This window comes from Flavobacterium notoginsengisoli, from assembly GCF_014207905.1.
Lineage (GTDB): Bacteria > Bacteroidota > Bacteroidia > Flavobacteriales > Flavobacteriaceae > Flavobacterium > Flavobacterium notoginsengisoli_A.
In genome coordinates this window covers 425,930-446,782 of the sequence record NZ_JACHLB010000004.1, presented here as the reverse complement: position 1 = coordinate 446,782, position 20,853 = coordinate 425,930, and the positions used below count along the sequence as shown (strand labels likewise).

21 protein-coding genes are annotated in these 20,853 nt (G+C 32.0%); 11 read left to right on the top strand and 10 right to left on the bottom strand.

Annotated elements, in window-relative coordinates:
- Positions 1 to 5: 5 nt before the first annotated feature.
- The 10 genes from recN to HNP35_RS14710 all read left to right on the top strand — a co-directional run bounded on the left by recN (position 6) and on the right by HNP35_RS14710 (position 10,647).
- Positions 6 to 1,658 (top strand): DNA repair protein RecN, encoded by a 1,653-nt coding sequence (gene recN, locus HNP35_RS14755; protein WP_184163520.1) that lies wholly within the window; start codon positions 6 to 8, stop codon positions 1,656 to 1,658.
- Positions 1,659 to 1,667: 9 nt separating this feature from the next.
- Positions 1,668 to 2,189, top strand: a complete 522-nt coding sequence (locus HNP35_RS14750) for a tetratricopeptide repeat protein (RefSeq protein ID WP_184163516.1) — start codon at positions 1,668 to 1,670, stop codon at positions 2,187 to 2,189.
- A 20-nt stretch (positions 2,190 to 2,209) separates the two neighbouring features.
- The gene (gene fabV, locus HNP35_RS14745) at positions 2,210 to 3,400 is read left to right on the top strand and encodes an enoyl-ACP reductase FabV (RefSeq protein ID WP_184163513.1); all 1,191 of its coding nucleotides are present in this window, start codon (positions 2,210 to 2,212) and stop codon (positions 3,398 to 3,400) included.
- Positions 3,401 to 3,526: 126 nt separating this feature from the next.
- Positions 3,527 to 4,525, top strand: coding sequence for a glycosyltransferase (locus HNP35_RS14740; RefSeq protein ID WP_184163749.1), 999 nt, complete (start codon positions 3,527 to 3,529; stop codon positions 4,523 to 4,525).
- Between the two features lie 2 nt (positions 4,526 to 4,527).
- Positions 4,528 to 5,124, top strand: a complete 597-nt coding sequence (gene coaE / locus HNP35_RS14735) for a dephospho-CoA kinase (protein ID WP_184163510.1) — start codon at positions 4,528 to 4,530, stop codon at positions 5,122 to 5,124.
- Positions 5,125 to 5,183: 59 nt separating this feature from the next.
- Positions 5,184 to 6,770: a sensor histidine kinase gene (locus HNP35_RS14730; RefSeq protein WP_184163508.1), complete on the top strand. Its 1,587-nt coding sequence runs from the start codon at positions 5,184 to 5,186 to the stop codon at positions 6,768 to 6,770.
- Positions 6,771 to 6,773: 3 nt separating this feature from the next.
- Entirely contained in the window at positions 6,774 to 7,490 is a 717-nt protein-coding gene (locus tag HNP35_RS14725; RefSeq protein WP_012025443.1) for a response regulator transcription factor, read from the top strand.
- Positions 7,491 to 8,029: 539 nt separating this feature from the next.
- Entirely contained in the window at positions 8,030 to 9,421 is a 1,392-nt protein-coding gene (locus HNP35_RS14720) for an RtcB family protein (RefSeq protein WP_184163505.1), read from the top strand.
- Positions 9,422 to 9,437: 16 nt separating this feature from the next.
- The gene (gene prfH, locus HNP35_RS14715) at positions 9,438 to 10,127 is read left to right on the top strand and encodes a peptide chain release factor H (protein WP_184163503.1); all 690 of its coding nucleotides are present in this window, start codon (positions 9,438 to 9,440) and stop codon (positions 10,125 to 10,127) included.
- On the top strand, positions 10,114 to 10,647 hold the full coding sequence (locus tag HNP35_RS14710; RefSeq protein ID WP_184163500.1) for a hypothetical protein: 534 nt from the start codon (positions 10,114 to 10,116) through the stop codon (positions 10,645 to 10,647). Before prfH ends, HNP35_RS14710 begins: the two co-directional genes overlap by 14 nt.
- A gap of 203 nt (positions 10,648 to 10,850) precedes the next feature.
- Here the strand turns inward: HNP35_RS14710 and HNP35_RS14705 are convergent, their stop codons facing one another.
- The 8 genes from HNP35_RS14705 to HNP35_RS14670 form a co-directional block, all read right to left on the bottom strand.
- Positions 10,851 to 11,597, bottom strand: a complete 747-nt coding sequence (locus HNP35_RS14705) for an acyl-[acyl-carrier-protein] thioesterase (protein ID WP_184163497.1) — start codon at positions 11,595 to 11,597, stop codon at positions 10,851 to 10,853.
- Positions 11,598 to 11,670: 73 nt separating this feature from the next.
- The gene (miaA, locus tag HNP35_RS14700) at positions 11,671 to 12,591 is read right to left on the bottom strand and encodes a tRNA (adenosine(37)-N6)-dimethylallyltransferase MiaA (protein ID WP_184163494.1); all 921 of its coding nucleotides are present in this window, start codon (positions 12,589 to 12,591) and stop codon (positions 11,671 to 11,673) included.
- A gap of 152 nt (positions 12,592 to 12,743) precedes the next feature.
- Complete coding sequence (locus HNP35_RS14695; RefSeq protein WP_184163491.1) at positions 12,744 to 13,583, bottom strand: ion transporter; 840 nt, start codon at positions 13,581 to 13,583, stop codon at positions 12,744 to 12,746.
- A 30-nt stretch (positions 13,584 to 13,613) separates the two neighbouring features.
- Entirely contained in the window at positions 13,614 to 14,975 is a 1,362-nt protein-coding gene (locus HNP35_RS14690; protein WP_184163489.1) for an exonuclease domain-containing protein, read from the bottom strand.
- 77 nt (positions 14,976 to 15,052) lie between these two features.
- On the bottom strand, positions 15,053 to 15,706 hold the full coding sequence (locus HNP35_RS14685) for a YggS family pyridoxal phosphate-dependent enzyme (RefSeq protein WP_184163486.1): 654 nt from the start codon (positions 15,704 to 15,706) through the stop codon (positions 15,053 to 15,055).
- 7 nt (positions 15,707 to 15,713) lie between these two features.
- Positions 15,714 to 16,208, bottom strand: a complete 495-nt coding sequence (locus tag HNP35_RS14680; protein WP_184163483.1) for a hypothetical protein — start codon at positions 16,206 to 16,208, stop codon at positions 15,714 to 15,716.
- A 15-nt stretch (positions 16,209 to 16,223) separates the two neighbouring features.
- Entirely contained in the window at positions 16,224 to 17,111 is an 888-nt protein-coding gene (locus tag HNP35_RS14675; protein ID WP_184163481.1) for a 3-hydroxyacyl-CoA dehydrogenase family protein, read from the bottom strand.
- 87 nt (positions 17,112 to 17,198) lie between these two features.
- Positions 17,199 to 18,164, bottom strand: coding sequence for a Gfo/Idh/MocA family protein (locus HNP35_RS14670; RefSeq protein ID WP_184163478.1), 966 nt, complete (start codon positions 18,162 to 18,164; stop codon positions 17,199 to 17,201).
- A 205-nt stretch (positions 18,165 to 18,369) separates the two neighbouring features.
- Here HNP35_RS14670 and HNP35_RS14665 point away from each other — a divergent pair, with 205 nt between their 5' ends.
- Positions 18,370 to 19,011 carry a protein-L-isoaspartate(D-aspartate) O-methyltransferase gene (locus tag HNP35_RS14665; protein ID WP_184163745.1) on the top strand — a complete coding sequence of 214 codons (642 nt, stop codon included), beginning with the start codon at positions 18,370 to 18,372 and terminating at the stop codon, positions 19,009 to 19,011.
- Positions 19,012 to 19,042: 31 nt separating this feature from the next.
- Here the strand turns inward: HNP35_RS14665 and HNP35_RS14660 are convergent, their stop codons facing one another.
- Together HNP35_RS14660 and HNP35_RS14655 are read right to left on the bottom strand one after the other, a co-directional pair.
- Positions 19,043 to 20,050 carry a helix-turn-helix domain-containing protein gene (locus tag HNP35_RS14660; protein WP_184163475.1) on the bottom strand — a complete coding sequence of 336 codons (1,008 nt, stop codon included), beginning with the start codon at positions 20,048 to 20,050 and terminating at the stop codon, positions 19,043 to 19,045.
- An 82-nt stretch (positions 20,051 to 20,132) separates the two neighbouring features.
- The gene (locus HNP35_RS14655; RefSeq protein WP_184163471.1) at positions 20,133 to 20,771 is read right to left on the bottom strand and encodes a hypothetical protein; all 639 of its coding nucleotides are present in this window, start codon (positions 20,769 to 20,771) and stop codon (positions 20,133 to 20,135) included.
- Positions 20,772 to 20,853: the final 82 nt, after the last annotated feature.

Genomic DNA, 20,853 nt, shown 5'->3' with positions numbered 1-20,853 from the left:
GCTCTATGATTACGTCGCTGTCAATTAAAAATTATGCTCTTATTGAAAAACTTGCAATAGATTTCTCTAAAGGTTTTTCTATAATTACAGGTGAGACAGGAGCGGGTAAGTCAATTATCTTAGGCGCAATCGGTCTTGTTTTAGGAAAAAGAGCAGATCTTAGTTCTTTAAAGAACAAAGAAGAAAAATGTGTAATTGAAGCTCAATTTGAAGTTGGAAAATATAACTTGAAGGAGTTCTTCGAAGCCAATGATTTGGATTATGAAGAAGAAACAATTATTAGACGAGAAATTCTTCCATCAGGAAAATCACGTGCCTTTATAAATGATAGTCCGGTCAATCTTCAAGAATTGCAAGATTTGAGTTTGTATTTAATCGATATTCATTCGCAACAGCAAACTCAGGAATTATCAGATGAAAATGTGCAATTTAAAATTATTGATGCTATTGCAAATAATGGAGATGTTATTGCAGAATATCAAAAGTTGCTAAAGTCTTATAAAACAGATAAATCAAAATTAAATGCTTTGCTTAAAAAACAAAGTGATTCTGGTAAAGAGCAGGAGTACAATACATTTTTGTTGAATGAATTGGTTTCGGCTCAATTAAAATCGGGAGAGCAAGAAGAGTTAGAGTCTGATTATGAAAAACTGAATAATGTAGAAATAATTAAAGAATCTCTAGATAAGTCTTTGGCAATTGCAAATGAAGAGCAGTTTGGTGTTTTTCATAATTTGAATGAAATTAAAAATGCATTGCAGAAAGTAGCTCTTTTTTCGCCAGAATATCAAAATCTTTTCGAAAGAATAACGAGCTTAACAATTGAATTTGATGATGTTTCTAAGGAATTGGAAAATTGTTCTGAAAAGTTATTGAATGATCCTGCACAGTTAGAATTGGTAAATCAGAAATTACAATTGATTTATAATCTTCAAAAAAAACATGCAGTAAGTTCTGTTGATGATTTATTGCAAATTCAGGCAGATTTAGGAAATTCTTTATTGGAGCTTGATAATATGGATGAAGAAATTGCTTCTTTATCTAAAATTATTGAACAAAAAACAATAGAGCTAGATAAATATGCAGACAAAATTCATGAGAATAGAATAAATGCAATTCCACAATTATCAGAGCAGTTAATTTCGATTTTACAAACTTTAGGAATGCCTAATACGCGTTTTAAAATGGAGCTTTTACCATCAGAAACATACTTTCAAAACGGAAAAGAAGAATTGCAATTCTTGTTTTCGGCTAATAAAGGAACTGATTTTGGCTTATTGAAAAAAGTAGCTTCAGGAGGAGAAATGTCACGTATTATGTTGGCTGTAAAAGCAATTTTGGCTAAATATTCCAAATTGCCAACTTTAATTTTTGATGAAATTGATACTGGAGTTTCTGGAGAAATAGCAATAAGAATGGGGGAGATCATGAAAGAAATGAGCACTACAATGCAAATTTTTGCTATTACACATTTGCCACAAATTGCTGCTAAAGGAGATTCGCATTTTAAAGTTTCAAAATCAACAGTTGGAGATGATACATTGTCTGAATTGAAACTTTTGTCACAAGAAGACCGAATTTTAGAAATTGCTCAAATGTTGTCTGGAGCAAATGTTTCTGATTCGGCATTAAATCATGCAAAACAACTATTGAATTAAAATATAGAAATGGAAAGTTTGAGTTTTTACGAAAATCAATTTATAAAAGCGGATGCATTAATTTCTGAAGGAAATTCGGCAGATGCAAAAGAATTGTTAGAAGATATTTTGTCTCAGTATCCTGATTTTGGAAAAGCCCATAATCATTTAGGATGGATTTACTATAATAAATTAAGCGACTATGAAAAAGGAGCTTATCATTATAAATTAGCAATGAAATTCGATTCAAAATATCCTGCACCTTATCTGAATTATACTTATTTGCTAATAGATATTGGTCGATATGCTGAAGCAAAAGAACATATTGATTTTACTTTAGCTAATTTAGAAAATGCAGATAATTCTACCTATAATAGTGAATTAGGTAGAATGGCAGAATACGAAGGTGAGTACACAAAGGCCTATGCTTATTATAAAGAGGCTACCAAAAATGCATTGAACCCAAATTTTATTGACAATATGAATGCTAATATGAAAAGGGTTAAGGATAAAATGTCTATTTTTGAAAAATTAAAATTGAAATTGAAATAATACAAAAAAATAATTACAAGATGATTATAGAACCTAGAATGAGAGGATTTATTTGTTTAACTGCCCACCCAACGGGAGCTGAACAAAATGTTAAAAATCAAATTGAATTTGTAAAATCAAAAGGAGAAATTGCTGGGCCTAAAAAGGTTTTGGTAATTGGTGCTTCTACTGGTTTCGGATTGGCTTCAAGAATTACTAGTGCTTTTGGTTCTGGTGCAGCAACTATTGGAGTGTTTTTTGAAAAACCACCAGTTGAAGGAAAAACGGCTTCTCCAGGATGGTACAATTCTGCAGCATTTGAAAAAGAAGCTCATAAAGCTGGATTATACGCAAAAAGTATTAACGGAGATGCTTTCTCAAATGAAATAAAAAGAGAAACTCTAGATTTGATTAAAGCTGATTTAGGGCAGGTTGATCTTGTAATTTATAGTTTAGCTTCGCCTGTGCGTACAAATCCTAATACAGGAGTTACACATCGTTCAGTTTTAAAACCAATTGGACAAACTTTTACAAACAAAACAGTTGATTTTCATACAGGAAAAGTTTCAGAAGTTTCAATTGCTCCTGCAAACGAAGAAGATATTGAAAACACAGTTGCTGTTATGGGAGGTGAAGACTGGGCAATGTGGATTGATGCTTTAAAAGCTGAAAATTTATTAGCAGAAGGAGCTACAACAGTTGCTTACTCTTATATTGGACCATCTTTAACTGAAGCAGTTTACCGTAAAGGTACTATTGGTCGTGCAAAAGATCATTTAGAAGCTACAGCATTTACAATTGGAGATTCTTTAAAATCTATCGGAGGAAAAGCTTATGTTTCTGTAAATAAAGCTTTAGTAACTCAAGCTAGTTCTGCAATTCCAGTTATTCCATTATATATTTCATTGTTGTATAAAATTATGAAAGAAGAAGGAATTCATGAAGGTTGTATTGAGCAAATCCAACGTTTATTCCAAGATAGATTGTATAATGGTTCAGAAGTTCCTGTTGATGAAAAAGGAAGAATCAGAATTGATGACTGGGAAATGCGTGACGATGTTCAGGAAAAAGTAGCTAAACTTTGGTTAGAAGCAACTACTGAAACATTACCAGAAATTGGAGATCTTGCAGGATACAGAAATGATTTCTTAAATTTATTCGGATTTGAATTTGCTGGTGTTGATTACACTGCAGATACAAACGAAGTCGTTGGAATTGAAAGTATCAAATAACATATTTTACTTCTCGTAAAACAAAAAACCATCAATCAAAAGTTGATGGTTTTTTTGTTAATATACTTATCTTTGTTAAAATTTTTAAACAAAAAAATACACTCTTTTAATACCGCACAATCAGCTATGATTTTTTCTTTAATTATACCCGTGTATAATCGTCCAGATGAAGTTGATGAACTTTTGGAAAGTCTCTCAAAATCAGATTATAATGAAGCTTTTGAAATCGTTCTTGTCGAAGATGGTTCCTCCGTTCCATGTCGAGATGTGGTGATGAATTATCAAGGAAAATTAAATATATCTTACTATTTTAAAGAAAATTCAGGTCCTGGAGATTCAAGAAATTTTGGAATGCAACGTGCGAGAGGAGATTATTTTATCATTTTCGATTCAGATTGTATTATTCCGTCTCAATATTTAACAGAAGTTCGTAAAGAATTAGATGCGAATTATGTAGATTGTTTTGGAGGACCAGACAAGGCGCTTGACAGCTTTTCTAATATTCAGAAAGCGATCAATTTTGCAATGACATCATTTTTAACCACAGGAGGAATTAGAGGCGGTTCTGAGAAGATAAATAAGTTTCAGCCGCGCAGTTTTAATATGGGGATTTCTAGAAAAGCTTTCGAAGCTTCAAAGGGCTTTGGGAACATACATCCGGGCGAAGATCCTGATTTATCCATCCGTTTATGGAATTTAGGATTTGAAACAAGGCTCTTTAAAGAGGCTTTTGTATATCATAAAAGGAGAATTGACTGGGAAAAATTCTCTATTCAAGTCAATAAATTTGGTATTGCAAGACCAATTTTAAATAGTTGGTATCCAGAACATAATAAGCTTACTTTTTTCTTTCCAACCCTGTTTTTGTTAGGTTTATTATTAGCTTTTTTATTGTTAATTTTCAATATTGATATTTTATTACAATTATATTTCGTATATTTCGTTATAATTTTTCTTACAGCAAGTATTCAAAATAAAAGTATTAAGATTGGATATTTATCTGTAATAGCAGTTTGGAAACAATTTTTTGGTTATGGAACGGGATTTTTAAAATCTTATATAAAAGTAATTTTATTAAAGAAAAAACCACAAGAAGCGTTTCCACGTATGTTTTTTAAATTATAATAATGACTAAAGTTATCGGCCTTACAGGAGGAATTGGCAGTGGTAAAACGACTATTGCAAACTATTTTAACGAAATGGGAGTTCCTGTTTATATTGCAGATGACGGTGCTAAAAGAGTAATGCAGTCTCATGAAATTCTTGAGGAAGTAAAAGCCGCTTTTGGCAATAATATTTTTGACGGAGAAGTTTTGAATAGAGCGAAACTAGCTCAGATAGTTTTTAATGATAAAGAACAATTAGCAAAATTAAATGCAATTGTGCATCCAGGAGTAAAAAGAGATTTTGAGGCGTGGATGCAAGGTTATAGAAATTATGATTACGTAATTTATGAAGCAGCCATATTATTTGAAAGTGGTAGATATAAAGAATGTGACGTAATTATAACAGTTACAGCTCCTGAAGAAATTAGAATTGAGAGAGTTATTCAACGCGATAAGACGACAAGAGAACAAGTTTTAAGCAGAATGAAAATGCAGTGGAATGATGAAAAACGAATTTCTAAGAGTAATTTCGTGATTAATAACGATAATCTTAAAATTGCTAAGGAAGAAGTTGTTAAAATTCTTAAAATTTTAAATATAAAACAAAATCAGTCTTAAATGTTAATATTTGGTTAATGTATTATTTAGTATATTGTTAAAATATTAATTTTGTTTCGATGAATAAATTATTTTTTAGAATACTTGTTTTGTTAATGAGTTTGTCCTTAATCGGGATAATTCTGGTTCAAGTATTTTGGTTCAATTCTTCGTTCAAAAATAATGAAGAACAGTTTAAATACCACGTTACTCAAGTAATTGGAAATGTTGCAGACAAACTGGAACAGCAAGAAGAGTACAGTTTCTACGACAAATACAACCGTATTAAAGACAGTACGGGTAAAATTCCGAAAAAAGAAGATTTACTGGAAGTGCTTTATGTACAGAGAAACCCAAAGACGAATAAAACAATTGTTTATTCGAGTACTTTGACATCTGAAGATTATGATATTAATGGTTCGGTTTTTGATAAAAAATTCAGTAGTGAGCGTTTTAAAAATTTTAGTTCAAAGAGAGTCACTGAAGTTTACAACAATAACAACGGTATTGATAATAACAATTTAGGACAAAGTATCTTTCCTGACCAGAGAATAGAAAAATCTGGAAGTTTAGATATTTTAAATAAAGTTCAGCAACAAATTCAATATAAAGACATTGCTTCTTTAACTCCAATTGAAGGAAGAGTAACAAAAGATAGGCTTTTCAAGTTATTAAAAAAAGAATTGGGGGAATATGAAGTTAAAACCAAATTTGAATTTGGAATCTATAGCAGCGGAGTTCCGACCAAAATAAAATCTGACGGATTTCATTATGACAAAGACGCCACTTATAATATTCCAATTTTTACTGATAATGAAGGAAATAGTAAATATGAATTGTCTGTTACTTTTCCAAATAAAAAGAAATTCTTATTATCAGAACTGTTAAGTATTACTATTTTATCAATAGTATTTACATTGATTATTATAGTTGCATATACTAGTGCGTTAAATCAATTATTGCGTCAGAAGCATATTTCTGAAATCAAAACTGATTTTATAAATAACATGACGCATGAGTTTAAAACTCCAATTGCAACTATAAATTTGGCTTTAGATGCTATTAGAAGTCCTAAGGTTATTGAAGATAAAGAAAAAGTTTATCGTTATCTTCAAATGATTAGAGATGAGAATAAAAGAATGCACGCCCAAGTTGAAAATGTGTTACGTATTTCTAAACTTGAGAAAAGGGAACTTGATATTTCAAAAGAACCTACTGTAGTTACAGATATTATTGATGATGCAATTGAGCACGTAAATCTAATATTAGAGGATAGACAAGGTACAGTTGAAAGACATTATAATGCAGCCAGAACAACAGTTTTAATTAACGAAGTGCATTTCACAAACGTATTGGTAAATATTTTAGAAAATGCTATAAAATATTCTCCAGATATTCCGAAGATTGAAATTTTTACTGAAAATGTAAAAGACGTAATTTTAATTAAGGTAAGAGATCATGGGTTAGGAATGAGTAAGATAGCTCAAAAGCGAGTTTTTGAGAAATTTTATAGAGAACACACAGGAGATCTCCACAATGTAAAAGGTCATGGTTTAGGTTTGGCCTATGTAAAACGAATTGTAGAAGACCATAACGGTCAAGTATATGTAGAAAGCGAAAAAGGAAAAGGTAGCACCTTTATAATAAAAATACCATTAATAAATTAAAATATGGAAAATACTAACAAAAGAATACTTTTAGTAGAAGATGACCTAAATTTTGGGGCGGTTCTTAAAGATTATCTAATGTTAAATGACTTTGAAGTTACTTTAGCTAAAAACGGTATGGAAGGTTTCGAAAAATTCAAGAAGGATGTATACGATTTATGTATTCTTGATGTCATGATGCCGTATAAAGATGGCTATACTTTAGCTAAAGAAATTAGAGAGAAGAACAGTGAAGTGCCAATTATCTTTTTAACTGCAAAATCAATGAAAGAAGATGTGTTAAAAGGATACAAAGCTGGTGCTGACGATTATTTAAATAAACCTTTTGATTCTGAAGTGCTTTTAATGAAAATTAAAGCAATTATTCAAAGAAAATCAGCAGATACAAAAGCAGAACAAGTACAATTTGAATTTAATATTGGTAAATTCCACTTAAATTCAAAACTAAGATTCTTGACTTTCCAAGATGAAGAGCCAATTAAATTATCTCCAAAAGAGAATGAATTGCTTAAAATGTTAATTCTTCATGAAAATGATTTGATGCCAAGAGAATTAGCTTTAACTAAAATCTGGAGAGATGATAACTACTTTACTTCAAGAAGTATGGACGTTTACATCGCTAAATTGAGAAAGTACCTTAAATCTGATGAAGATGTTGAAATCTTGAACATTCACGGAGAAGGATTCAGATTAGTTGTAAAAAGCAAAGTTTCTGAATAATATTTTAGAATTCACTTATAAAAAAGATATAAGCTCTGAGAAATCAGAGCTTTTTTTGTGGACAAAATTCAGAATATTTTAAAAGTTTTTTTTGATTTATCTGACTGACAATTAATAGTTTAATTTCTATTTTAAATTTGAGATTTGTATCTGACAAATATTTTAAAAAGATTTTTCTCTAAAATAAATTTGGAAAATCAAAAAACAATTATGAATATTTGCGCACGAAAAAAATAATAACCCTTTAAAACGAAGAAAAATGTTTGTATTTACATCGACATCACAAAGCTTCACGCCAAACGGATTTGGTGTAGCAGTTCTTCGTGGCTTATTTCAATCTTAGAAATACATTTTTAGATATATAAAAAAGCCCGAAGACATTTAGTTTCGGGCTTTTTTTATTCTAGACACTTCAAAATTTTCCCGAAAAACATTTAGTATTTATCCGTAAGGATAGAAAATTCCGCATGCTTATTTCATTTTGATTTCTTTTAGATTTCAATTTGATTTAACCTGCACAATACATAATTAAACAATTTATGGGAAATAAATTATCTGGAAAAGACCTGATTAAATTGGGTTTTCCAAAGAACAATTCAATAAATATTGCCTTAGGGCAGATAAACAGATATAGAAAAAGAGAAAAAAAAGAATCTATTCTAACAGAAGCAAAAGACGTTCTATTACATCCTGAGAAATATGAAGGAAACGGAACTTGGGGGAAAGTTGCTGAAGGTTTGATAAAACCAGTTCAGGTAAGAATGCATCAGCTTAAAAATACCAGAGCGCCGTTTAAAATCTTTGGTGAAAATGAAATTGATGAACAGGCAAAATTTCAATTGTATGATTCTCTGAAATTGCCAATTTCGGTTGCAGGAGCTTTAATGCCAGATGCACATTCGGGTTATGGATTGCCAATTGGCGGAGTTTTAGCAACAGATAACTCGGTCATTCCGTATGGAGTTGGTGTTGACATTGGATGTAGAATGAGTCTTTCAATTTTTGATTTGCCAGCTTCTCATTTTAAAGGGAAAGAGCATCAGCTGGAAGCGATTTTAAAAGACAATACAAAATTTGGAATGTATGAAACGCATGCTTCGATAGTTGATCACGAGGTATTTTATAATAATGGATTTCAAGATATTCCGTTATTGAAAAATCTTCTTCCAAAAGCGTATAAACAATTGGGAACATCTGGTGGAGGAAATCATTTTGTAGAATTTGGAATCGCTAAAATCGATAATCCTGAGAACGAATGGAAATTGGAAAAAGGTGAATACTTTGCAGTTTTATCGCACAGTGGTTCTCGTGGATTGGGCGCAAACATAGCAAAGCATTACACTTATTTGGCAACAAAACAATGTCCGTTACCAAAAAATGTTCAGCATTTGGCTTGGCTGGATTTGAATACGCATGATGGTCAGGAATATTGGCTGGCGATGAATTTGGCTGGAGAATATGCAAAAGCTTGTCATGATGATATTCACAGAAGGATTGCCAAAGCGATTGGAAAAAGAGTAGTGGTAACAATTGAAAACCATCACAATTTTGCTTGGAAAGAAATGGTTAACGGTCAGGAATGTATTGTGCATAGAAAAGGTGCAACGCCTGCAGGAGAAGGGCAATTGGGAATTATTCCAGGTTCTATGACAGCTCCAGGTTTTATCGTAAAAGGCAAGGGAAATCCAGAAAGTTTAAATTCTGCTTCGCATGGTGCAGGACGTCTGTTTTCGAGAGCAAAATGCAAAAGTACTTTTACACAAAGCGAAATCAAAAAGGTTTTGAAAGCCAATGATGTAACCTTGATTGGAGGTAATATTGACGAAGCTCCAATGGCATACAAAGACATAACTAAAGTGATGGTAAACCAAATAGATTTGGTTGAAGTTTTAGGAACTTTTACGCCAAAGATTGTTAGAATGGATCGCTAAAAAAGAGATTAAAAAAATGGAAAAAATAATTCAGATAACAGCGGGTCGCGGACCTGCGGAATGCACTTGGGTTGTTGCCCAAGTGCTTAAAAAAGTTTTAGAAGAAGCCGATGATCAGAATTTAGACGTGGTTTTATTGCAAAGAGAAAAAGGAGAAGAGAACGGAACCATAGAAACCGCGTCTATTTCAGTAAAAGGAAAAAATGCCGATCAATTTGTGAAATCTTGGGTTGGAACAATTCAATGGATTGGTCAAAGTCAGTTTAGGAAAATGCACAAACGTAAGAACTGGTTTATTGGCATTTTTGAAATTGAACTGCAGAAGAATGCCTTAGTTTCAGAAAATGATATTCAGTATCAGGCTATGAGAAGTTCTGGAGCTGGTGGCCAGAATGTAAATAAAGTGAGTTCGGCAATTCGGGCAACTCATATTCCGACTGGAATTACGGTTGTTTCAATGGATAGTCGTTCGCAACACCAAAACAAAAAACTGGCAACAGAAAGATTATTAAAAAAACTAGAAGACGAGAAATTGGTTCAACTTAAAAATTATGTTGGGAAACAATGGGAAAATCAGCTCAATGTAGCCCGTGGAAATCCGGTGAGAGTTTTTAAAGGAAGTGATTTTAAAAAGAACAAAGTAGAGAAAACCTACAAAGGAACTCGTCAGAAATTAAAAAACGATTTACGTAATGAAAACAACTGATAAATACCTTTTTCAGGCCTTGGATAATTATCCGTTTTGGTTGGAGGGAACAATTGAATCTTTAGATTATGCTTTTTCTTATGATGATAAAAATACAATGGTTTTGTGTTTGTACGGAAGAATTCAGGCAGAGCAATTGATGAATTATGAAGAGGCAAAATCTTATTTTCAGCAAGCTTTAGCAATTAATATTCATGCTCTTGAAGTTTATCCGTATTATTTAAAAACGTTGATTTTAAATGAAGATTACGAAGAGGCACAGAAATTAATTGATTTTGCTTTGACTGTAAAAGGAATCAACAAATCGGAGATTTATTTGAAAAAAGCGATTCTTTTAGAAGCGCGGAATGAGTTTAAAATGGCGTTAAAAGAAATTAAAAATGCAAAACTTCATTTGTTGCAATTTAATTATGAATCTGATATTACTGATGTGGAGAAAAGAATTCAGAATAAAATTGATTTGCTGAAAAAGAAGAAAGAGAAGAAATCTAAGAAAGGGACTAAAAAGAAATCGAAATGATTTTGAAAAAAAACGATGCAATTTTGCATCGTTTTTTTAATATACATCATGTTTGTCATTTCGACGAAGGAGAAATCTTCGCGAGTAATTCCGTAACGAATGCCCAATCTTTGTAGAGCTTCTTGCGAAGATTTCTCCTTCGTCGAAATGACAAGATTGTGGTGAAACGGACTTAAAAAGAAATAGAATTCCTTAAAACTCTTTTACTTCCAATGCAATTCCAAAGCAAAACAAGTTTTTTCTCCTTTTGTAATGCTGAAAGTTGCAGTTGTATGATCGTCGTCTTCGCTTTCATGAATTACAACATTATCCTGAAGAGAAAGTTCTTTCATAAAATTCATTTCGAAGCTTTTCACTTCTTGTTTCATGATTCTTTTTGGATCAACATGATCCAAACACCATTCCAGATATTTTACGTTATTTACGTGATTTACAATGTCTAAATCGGATAAATAAACTGTTTTTTCGAAAACGGCTTCTTTTTCGTGATTGATGTTTATTTTTGAAAATCCTTCTTCTGTAGCTCTGTTTTCTGGAAATAATTCGAAATGTTCATAAGGAAGCGCCAGTGCTTCAGGACGACGCAATTGTGTATTGAAAACTGCCCAATAGGTTTCGCAACCTACTATTTTTTTGCCGTTTACGTACATTTCAAGTGCACGAACAGAGCGTGAATTTTCTAAGCTGTTAATCCAGGTTTTTACGGTTACAACATCTTGCCATTTTGGTAAAGCATGAACTTCTACGCGCATACGGCTAAGAACCCACGCTTGATGAAATTCCTGCATATCATAAAAGCTGATTCCTCCAACTTCTGAATGCGCAGCGGCGGTTAATTGTAAAATATTACACAAATCGGTATATTTTAGAAATCCGGTTGGCGTGCATTGTGTGAAATTGATTTCCCAGTCTTTGCTTAAAACTGATGTGAAGTTGGGAGATATTGGCATTTTATAATTTTAGATTTTAGATTGTTGATTTTTGATTTTTTCCTGTGGAAAATAGAATAAAGATGAAAGACTTTTACTTTAGAAGAGTTTCTATGTAAGATATGATTTCTTTTCTATCTGTTGCGTAATCAAACCATTTTGTATTTTCGTTTCGTTTAAACCACGTTAACTGTCTTTTGGAGAATCTTCTTGTGTTCTTTTTGATTTCTTCTATAGCGAATGGCAACGTGAATTCTCCGTCAAAATAACTAAATAATTCTCTATAACCGACCGTTTGAAGCGCATTTAACGCTTTGTTAGGATAAAGTACTTCGGCTTCTTTTAGTAATCCTTCGTTCATCATAATGTCAACGCGTTGGTTGATTCTGCTGTAAATGATTTCTCTGTCGGCATCTAAGCCAATTAGAATAGGAGTGAAGTTTCGATTGTTTTTCTTTAAATTTAAGAAAGAAGAATACGGTTTTTGCGATCCAATACATACTTCTACAAAACGCATCATTCGCTGTGGATTTTGTAAAGTTTGTGGATTTTCGGCTGTTATTTTTTGATAATAATCTGGATCTAGGTTTTTTAATTGTTCTTGAAGATATTCAATTCCTAGTTTTTCATAGTTTGAATTTACTTCAGTGCGAACTTTTGGATCGATTTCAGGAAATTCGTCGAAGCCTTTTAAAATTGCATCAACATATAATCCTGAACCGCCAATAAGAATTACAAAATCATTGTTTTGAAACAATTCTTCGATTTTGGCTAAAGCTTCTTTTTCGTAATCGCCAACGGTGTAATTTTCAAAAATCGATTTGTTTTGAATAAAATGATGTTTGGCAGAGTTCAGTTCTTCCTGACTTGGAACTGCGGTTCCGATGGTCATTTCTTTGAAAAACTGGCGACTGTCGCACGAAACGATTTCGCATTTAAAATGTTTTGCCAAAGCAATACTTAAGGCTGTTTTGCCTATAGCTGTTGGTCCGACAATGGTAATTAGGTATTTCATAGTTTTTAGCCCAGATGGAAATGGAAACCCCGGACTTATATTTGTTGAATTTTTTTGGTATAAAAGAGCGACCAACGGAAGCTCCTTTTATGCCTTAAAAAATTACAAATATAAGGAGGAGTTGGAATGTACAGCTGGATTAGCTTCTAAAATTAATTATTTGGCAGTTCGGTTCCACATTCATAACAATATTTGGCGTTGTCGAAATGGACTTGTGACTGACATTTTTTGCATGTTTTTTTACCGCTTACAGAATTATTTCTTAAACTGCTTTTGGCGAATTCGGCGGTTACAATTCCAGTTGGAACGGCGATGATTCCGTAACCTAAAATCATTACAAATGCTGCAATGAATTGTCCAAGAGGCGTTTGTGGTGAAATATCTCCGTAACCTACTGTTGTTAAGGTTACTATTGTCCAATAAATTCCCATTGGAATACTGGTGAATCCTGATTCTCGACCTTCAACCAGATACATAATTGTTCCTATAATTACTGTGCTTATTAAAACGAAATAAATAAAAACCAGAATTTTTTCTTTACTTGCTTCTATTGCTTCTTTTAATTGCAGAGATTGATGGTTGATTTGTGGAATATGCAAAATTTTGAATAACCGAAGAAAACGCAACGCTCTTACGATTGATAATATGCTTGCGCCAGGAAAAAAAAATGATAAATACATCGGTAGTACGGCGAGCAAATCGATAATTCCGTAAAAGCTGAAAATGTATTTTACTGGTTTTTGAATAGATATAATTCTAAGTACATATTCTATGGTAAAGAATACGGTAATTACCCATTCGCAGATTAGTAATTGTTCGTGGTATTTTGAACTGATTCCTTGAACGGTATCTAGCATTATCAAAAGAACGCTTAATAAAATCAATCCTAACAATACTAAATCGAACATTCTGCCTAATATGGTGTTTGTACCATATAGAATGATTTTGACTTTTTCTCTGAAGATTTCGTATTGTGATTTTTTGTGTTTCATATCTTTAAAGATAATGAAAGTTTTAATTGGTTAAAAGTGCATGATTTTCAATGATTTACTTTTGCGAATGTAACTTTGAATAATATTCTTTACATCACGATTATGTTGCATTGGAATTAGAATATTTTTTAAAATGTCAATATTCGTAATTTGATAATTTAAATCGTAGTATGCGTAGCCTTTGTATGTGCCGTTTTCGATTAGAATTGCGCTTCGTTCGTTTACATTTCGGCCTCTGTCGATTAAGATCATGCTTTTGTTTTCAAAACTATTCTCAGAAATAAACTGCTGCACTCTCAAATTGTAAACTTCTGGAGTTACTTCGCCAATACAAGCGCCATCACATTCTTTTATCTTATATTGAAAACACTCTTTTTTACTTTGGTATAAACCAGTCAATTTTTGACATAAATGATATTTTGCCGTAATTTTGAAAAGTGCATTTTTTCCTTCTTGCAATGAAGCGTAAGAAGTGATTTCTTTTTTGCGTCCGTCTGCTTTCTCTAATTTTAAATTGATGTAGCCGTTTGAATCTTTTTCGGCATATAATGCAAAAGGGAAAACGCTTTTCTTTTGCGAACGATTGTATCGCGGACGATTGATTTTTACTTCTTGGCTTTCTTTTAATAATGCAATTAATTCGCTTCCGGTTTCTTCGTAGGTAATTCTGAAAACTTCGGCTTGAATTCTTTTGCTTTTTGTGGTAATTCCGGTAAAATGCTGGTTGATTCTTTTCTTAATATTTTGACTTTTACCAATATAAATTAAAGTTCCGCCTTCATTATAAATATAATAAACACCTGTTTTTGCAGGCATTTGATTTATGAGGTCTAAGAATTTTGGCGAAATTCCTTTTTCGATTTCTAGTTTTATAAAGTCTTTTACAATGGTTTTTTCGACATCTTTTTCTAAAAGCATTTTGAAAAGCTTAGTCGTTGCCATAGCGTCTCCGCTGGCGCGATGTCTGTCTGCCATTGGAATTCCTAATGAACGAACCAATTTTCCTAAACTGTAAGATGGTTGCTCTGGAATTAATTTTTTAGCTAATTCTACTGTACACAGTGTTTTAGCTTCAAAATCGTAACCCAAACGTCGAAATTCTGTGCGAAGGATTCTATAATCAAATGAAGCGTTATGAGCCACAATAACGCAATCTGTAGTAATTTCGATGATACGTTTAGCTACTTCATAAAACTTTGGAGCAGACTGTAACATAGCATTGTTTATTCCGGTCAGTTTTACAACAAACGGTTGAATTGGAATTTCAGGATTAACAAGACTGATGAATTGATCAACTACTTCATGGCCATCAAATTTATAGATAGCAATTTCGGTAATTCCCTCTTCATTAAATTGTCCCCCAGTGGTTTCTATGTCAAGTATTGCGTACAAATTCAGTATTCAGTCTCAGTTTTTAGTATTCAGTTTTTTGTAGAGACTCACCGCGGTGCGTCTCACGATTTAGAATTTTAACGCCCTCCAAAAATGCTGCTTCCAATTCTAACCATTGTGCTTCCACATTCTATGGCTAATTGATAATCTCCAGACATTCCCATTGAAATCGTTTTTAAATCAACAATTTGCAGTTTTTGAATAGAATCAAAAATCGATTTTAAATGGCTAAATTCTTTTTTAATCTGGTTTTGGTTTTCTGTGAAAGTTGCCATTCCCATTAAACCTAAGATACGAATATTTTTCAACTCTTTGAACTCTGCAGAAGTTAAAAGTTCATTTAATTCGTTTTCGTCTAAACCAAATTTAGATTCTTCTTCGGCAATATAAATTTGAAGAAGACAATCTATTATTCTATTATTTTTTAAAGCTTGTTTGTTGATTTCCTGTAATAATTTCAAACTGTCAACACCATGAATTAAAGTCACGTAAGGCGCCATAAATTTGACTTTATTCGACTGAACATGACCAATCATATGCCATTGAATGTCTTTTGGCATTTGTTCCCATTTCTCTGTCATTTCCTGAATTTTGTTTTCTCCAAAAATGCGTTGACCCGCTTCATAAGCCTGCATTAAATCGGATACAGGTTTTGTTTTTGAAACGGCAACTAGAGTTACGTGTTCAGGTAAAGATGTTTTGATTGTATTTAAGTTTGATGCTATTGACATTTTCAATTTATTTTTTTGAAAGCTGAATGTGGATTTTTTTACCCTTTTTTGCAGGTATAAAAAAATCTATTTTTTCATTTTCTATTTTTAAGTCGGTATTAAATCCAGGTCCTTTTGAAGTGTTTTCAAGTGCTACATAAAAAGATCCCATTTCACTTTGAATCAAATTACCGAATAATAAATCGTAACAACTCGTCGAGGTACAAGGATATCCAACTATTTTATCGTCCAGATTTACAATAATAATTTTAAATTTAGAATTGACTTCCAAATCTTTTAAATATAAAATTAGAAAGTTGTGATTCGATTTGTTGTCAAAACTCTTAGTGCTCTTATATATACGATTTGTAAATTGATTACTATTGATTTTTAAATCGTAATTATGACTTTTTTCTAAAACTCTTGCAATTCCAGTTAAATAGCTAAAAGTGATTGGTTTAATGTAAAAGAGTAGTGCAAAACTAATAATTAGTGCAATGACAATTAAAATAAACTTTCTCACAATTTTAGTTGTTTTTTAAGTAAACTGCTTCGAAATTTTCTCAGCTTTTTTATTTTCGCTATAATCATAAAAACCTTCACCAGATTTCACTCCAAGTTTTCCAGCTCTAACCATATTTACTAAAAGTGGGCAAGGAGCATATTTTGGATTTTTGAATCCGTCGTACATTACATTTAAAATAGCAAGACAAACATCAAGTCCAATGAAATCAGCTAATTGCAATGGTCCCATTGGATGTCCCATTCCTAATTTCATTACGGTATCAATTTCATAAACTCCAGCAACTTTATTGTACAAAGTTTCGATTGCTTCGTTTAGCATTGGCATTAAAATTCTGTTGGCCACAAAACCTGGATAATCGTTTACTTCTACAGGAACTTTACCTAATTTTTCAGATAAAGTCATGATGATTTTTGTTACTTCATCGCTTGTGTTATAGCCGCGTATGATTTCAACTAACTTCATAATCGGCACCGGATTCATAAAATGCATTCCGATAACACGCTCAGGATGCGCGACAACGGCTCCAATTTGTGTAATTGAAATCGAAGAAGTATTTGTTGCCAATATAGTATTGTGAGAACAGTATTCGTTTAATTGTTTGAAAATGTTCAGTTTTAATTCTACATTTTCAGTTGCTGCTTCTACAACAAGATCAACACCAACAACACCATCTTTAATATCTGTATAGGTAATAATATTGGTGATTGTTTTTGCAACATCTTCTTGTGTAATTGTTCCTTTAGATAACATACGATCTAAATTGGCAGCAATCGTTGCCATTCCTTTATCTAATGATTTTTCAGAAACATCAATTAGTTTTACGATAAATCCGCTTTGTGCAAAGGTATGAGCAATTCCATTACCCATTGTTCCTGCACCAATTACAGCTATTGTTTTCATTTTTGCTAGATATTTTTTTATGATTTAGCCACGAAATCACCAATTAAATCGTGAATTCGTGGCTAATTATTTTGATTTTTTTTCTAATTATTTATCGAAACACTCAATAATTTGATACGCTACACGCAATGCGTCTGTAGCTTGTTCAAGTGTAACAACAGGAGTTGTATTATTGTTAATGGCATCTGCAAACGAATTTAACTCGTCTAAGATTGCATTATTTTGTTCTACATCTGGATTGGTGAAATAAATTTGTTTTTTCACTCCCTCTGCGTTTTGCAAGATCATGTCAAAATCTCCAGGAACTTCTGGTGCATCTTTCATACGAACAACTTCGCATTTTTTCTCTAAAAAGTCAACAGAAATATAAGCGTCTTTTTGAAAGAAACGTGATTTACGCATATTTTTCAATGAAATTCTGCTTGCTGTTAAGTTAGCAACACAACCATTTTCAAATTCAATTCTTGCGTTGGCAATATCTGGAGTTTCGCTAATAACCGAAACTCCACTTGCGTTGATGTTTTTTACTTTAGATTTTACAACACTTAAAATCGCATCAATATCATGAATCATTAAATCCAAAACAACAGGAACATCTGTACCACGCGGATTAAACTCTGCCAAACGATGCGTTTCTATAAACATCGGATTCTCTATCATTTCTTTAGTAGCGATAAAAGCAGGGTTAAAACGCTCTACGTGACCCACTTGTCCTTTTACATTGTATTCGTTTGCTAAAGCTATAATTTCTTCAGCCTCTTCAACAGTATTGGCAATTGGTTTTTCAATAAAGATATGTTTTCCTGATTTGATGGCAACTTTTGCGCATTTGTAGTGCGAAAGCGTAGGAGTAACAATGTCAATCACGTCGACAGCGTGAATAAGTTTTGCAATTGTGCTGAAATTTTTATAGCCAAACTCTTTTGAGATTCTTTCGGCATTTTCTTGATTTTCGTCGTAAAATCCAACTAATTCGTATTTGTCAGATTGTTGTAATAAGCGTAAATGTATTTTACCAAGATGACCAGCACCTAAAACTCCTACTTTTAACATGAGAATGTATTTTAAACAAAAATATAATTTATTTGTTTAAAGTGAAAATGAATTTAGCGAATTGTGAGCTGTGAGTTGTGAATTGTAAAATATGACTTTCGACTTTGGACTTTCGGCTTTGGACTGTATTAATTTATTATTTAAAAATCAATATTTGAAATCCTGTTTTCTTTCTTATTTTTGCGAAAATAAAACCTACCCAATTTTGAAAGACACTGCCAAACATCAAGGACTTCGTAATCAATTAGTAAACACTTTAGAGCAAAAAGGAATTACTGATAAAGCGGTTCTGGATGCGATAAAAAAAATCCCAAGACACCTTTTTTTGAATTCTAGTTTTGAAGATTTCGCTTATCAAGATAAGGCTTTTCCTATTGGTGCTGGGCAAACTATTTCGCAACCTTATACTGTTGCTTTTCAATCGCAGCTTTTAGAAGTGCAGAAAGACCATAAAGTTTTGGAAATTGGTACTGGTTCTGGATACCAAACTGCCGTTTTGTTTCATCTTGGCGCCAAAGTTTATACCGTAGAAAGACAAAAAGAATTGTTTAAACAAACTTCTATTTTATTTCCAAAATTGAATATCCGTCCAAAACATGTTTCTTTTGGAGATGGTTATAAAGGACTTCCAAATTTTGCACCTTTTGATAGTATTATAGTTACAGCTGGTGCACCTTTTATTCCACAACCCTTAATGGCGCAATTAAAAATAGGAGGAAGACTTGTTATTCCGCTTGGTGAAGACGTTCAGATTATGACTTTATTAATCAGAAAAAATGAAACGCAATTCGAAAAACATGAGTTTGGAGAATTTAGATTTGTTCCGTTGTTAGAAGATAAAAATTAATGAGAAAGCCCAGTTTTTGCTGGGCTTTTTCTTATTTTGCAATTAATTGAATGGCTCTATTTAGATTTTCCTTTTCAATTCTTAAAATATAATTTATAAAAATCGATTTGTCATTCTTGATTTGGCTTTCATCCAAAACAGATAAATATTCATCTTTACTTTTTTGATTTTCTTCAACAGAGAAAAACACATAATGGTATTGATGTAGAATCCAATTTAATATCAAATTTGCCATTTGAAGATTTCCGTATTCAAAAGGATTAATCTCAAGTATTTTTAAATGCGCTTCTGAGGCTAGAATTATTGGATTCAGATTGTTTTTGTGTAATTCGTACCAATTAAAAAATAAATTCATTTCACGCAGAATCAATGAATCATTTTTATATTTTCCAGCATTTTCAGACCCAATTCCTCTAAATAGTAAATTGTGAATACCGAGAAAATCTTTTTCGTTTAAGTAAATTTTCTTCTGAACTAAATCTTTAATATATCCTATTGTTTCTTGAAAGTTTATAGCTTCAAGATGATTTTGCATGCTTTTTCCAGAAATGGTTAATCCTTCATTTATGACAGATTTTATTTCTTCTAGTGTTAGTGAATTTCCATTAAAATGAATACTTCTAAAAATAAATTCTAACTCTAAAGTTTTTGAAATTTGGCGTAACTCAAAATGATTAAAAGATTGAATTTTATTTTTTAATAGTTCAATTTCATTTAAAACAGATTCAAAAGAAGATAGTAATAGAGAATTAAGGTCTTTTTTGTTTTTTTGGATTTCTTGTTCAGCTAAAAGTAAAGCTTTCAAAGCAAATTCCTCATCGCCAATTTCATAAAGAATCTTTTCTTTTAGCCAAGCAACCATCAAAGTTTCATAATCAATTTCTAAAAGTTGAGATAGTTTAATAATTTGATCTTTAGTAGGTTTTCGTGTTCCAGATTCAAATTTACTAATCAAAGCTTGGTCAATTCCTGCGAGTTGTGCTAATTCTCGTGTTTTTAATCCTTTTTGTTCTCTGGCGTTTTTTAAAAGTGATTTCATTATGAAAATTTTAGTCTTGACAAATTTAGTCAATTTTTAAATCGTAAAAAAAGCAACAAATTAATTGTTGCTTTCTATGTTTTTATTTTGGAGGTAAAGAGCCGTCTTTTCTCATTTCTTTAACTACAGTTAGCATAATTGCATCAACGGTTTGTCCTAAATCTGTTACATTTTGTGATTCTGTTGTGCCTGTCCAGATTAATTTATTTTGTTTTAAAGAAAAAACATTCGTTTCAACCATATATAAAGTCGATTCCTGATAATATCCAGGATCGTAAAAGTTTGGAGCATACATTCCATACCAATTGCCAAAACCGTAGCCGTACATTCCAGTATACATTCCGTCAAATCCTCCGTAATACATTCCCGTGTATGTGCCCGGAACATAAGTAGTTTCCTTTTCTTTGCTAACTAAACGCATACTAACAACGCCATCAAAATTCTCATCTTGAAGGACTTTTAGTTTTTGCTCTTTTGTAAGTTGGCTTGAGGCATCTAGATATTGATATGAAGTTTTGAATACGGGGTTGCCTGCTGCGATTCTGTTTTCGGCAATCCGTCTCGAAGCTTCATCTTTTACCAAAACAACAACTAAAACTTTTTTAAATTGTTCTTGGGAAATAGTGACATCAGGATCTCTCCAGCTGTTTACAATTGAGGTGTTACTGCCGCATCCTAAAAATGCAAAACTTGCCATCAGCAAAATAAAGTACTTTTTCATATTCTACAGTTAAATTGGTTATAAGTAAAAATAACTATAAAATACTAATAAATAAGGGTTTATGTTAAAATAAAAAAGCTTA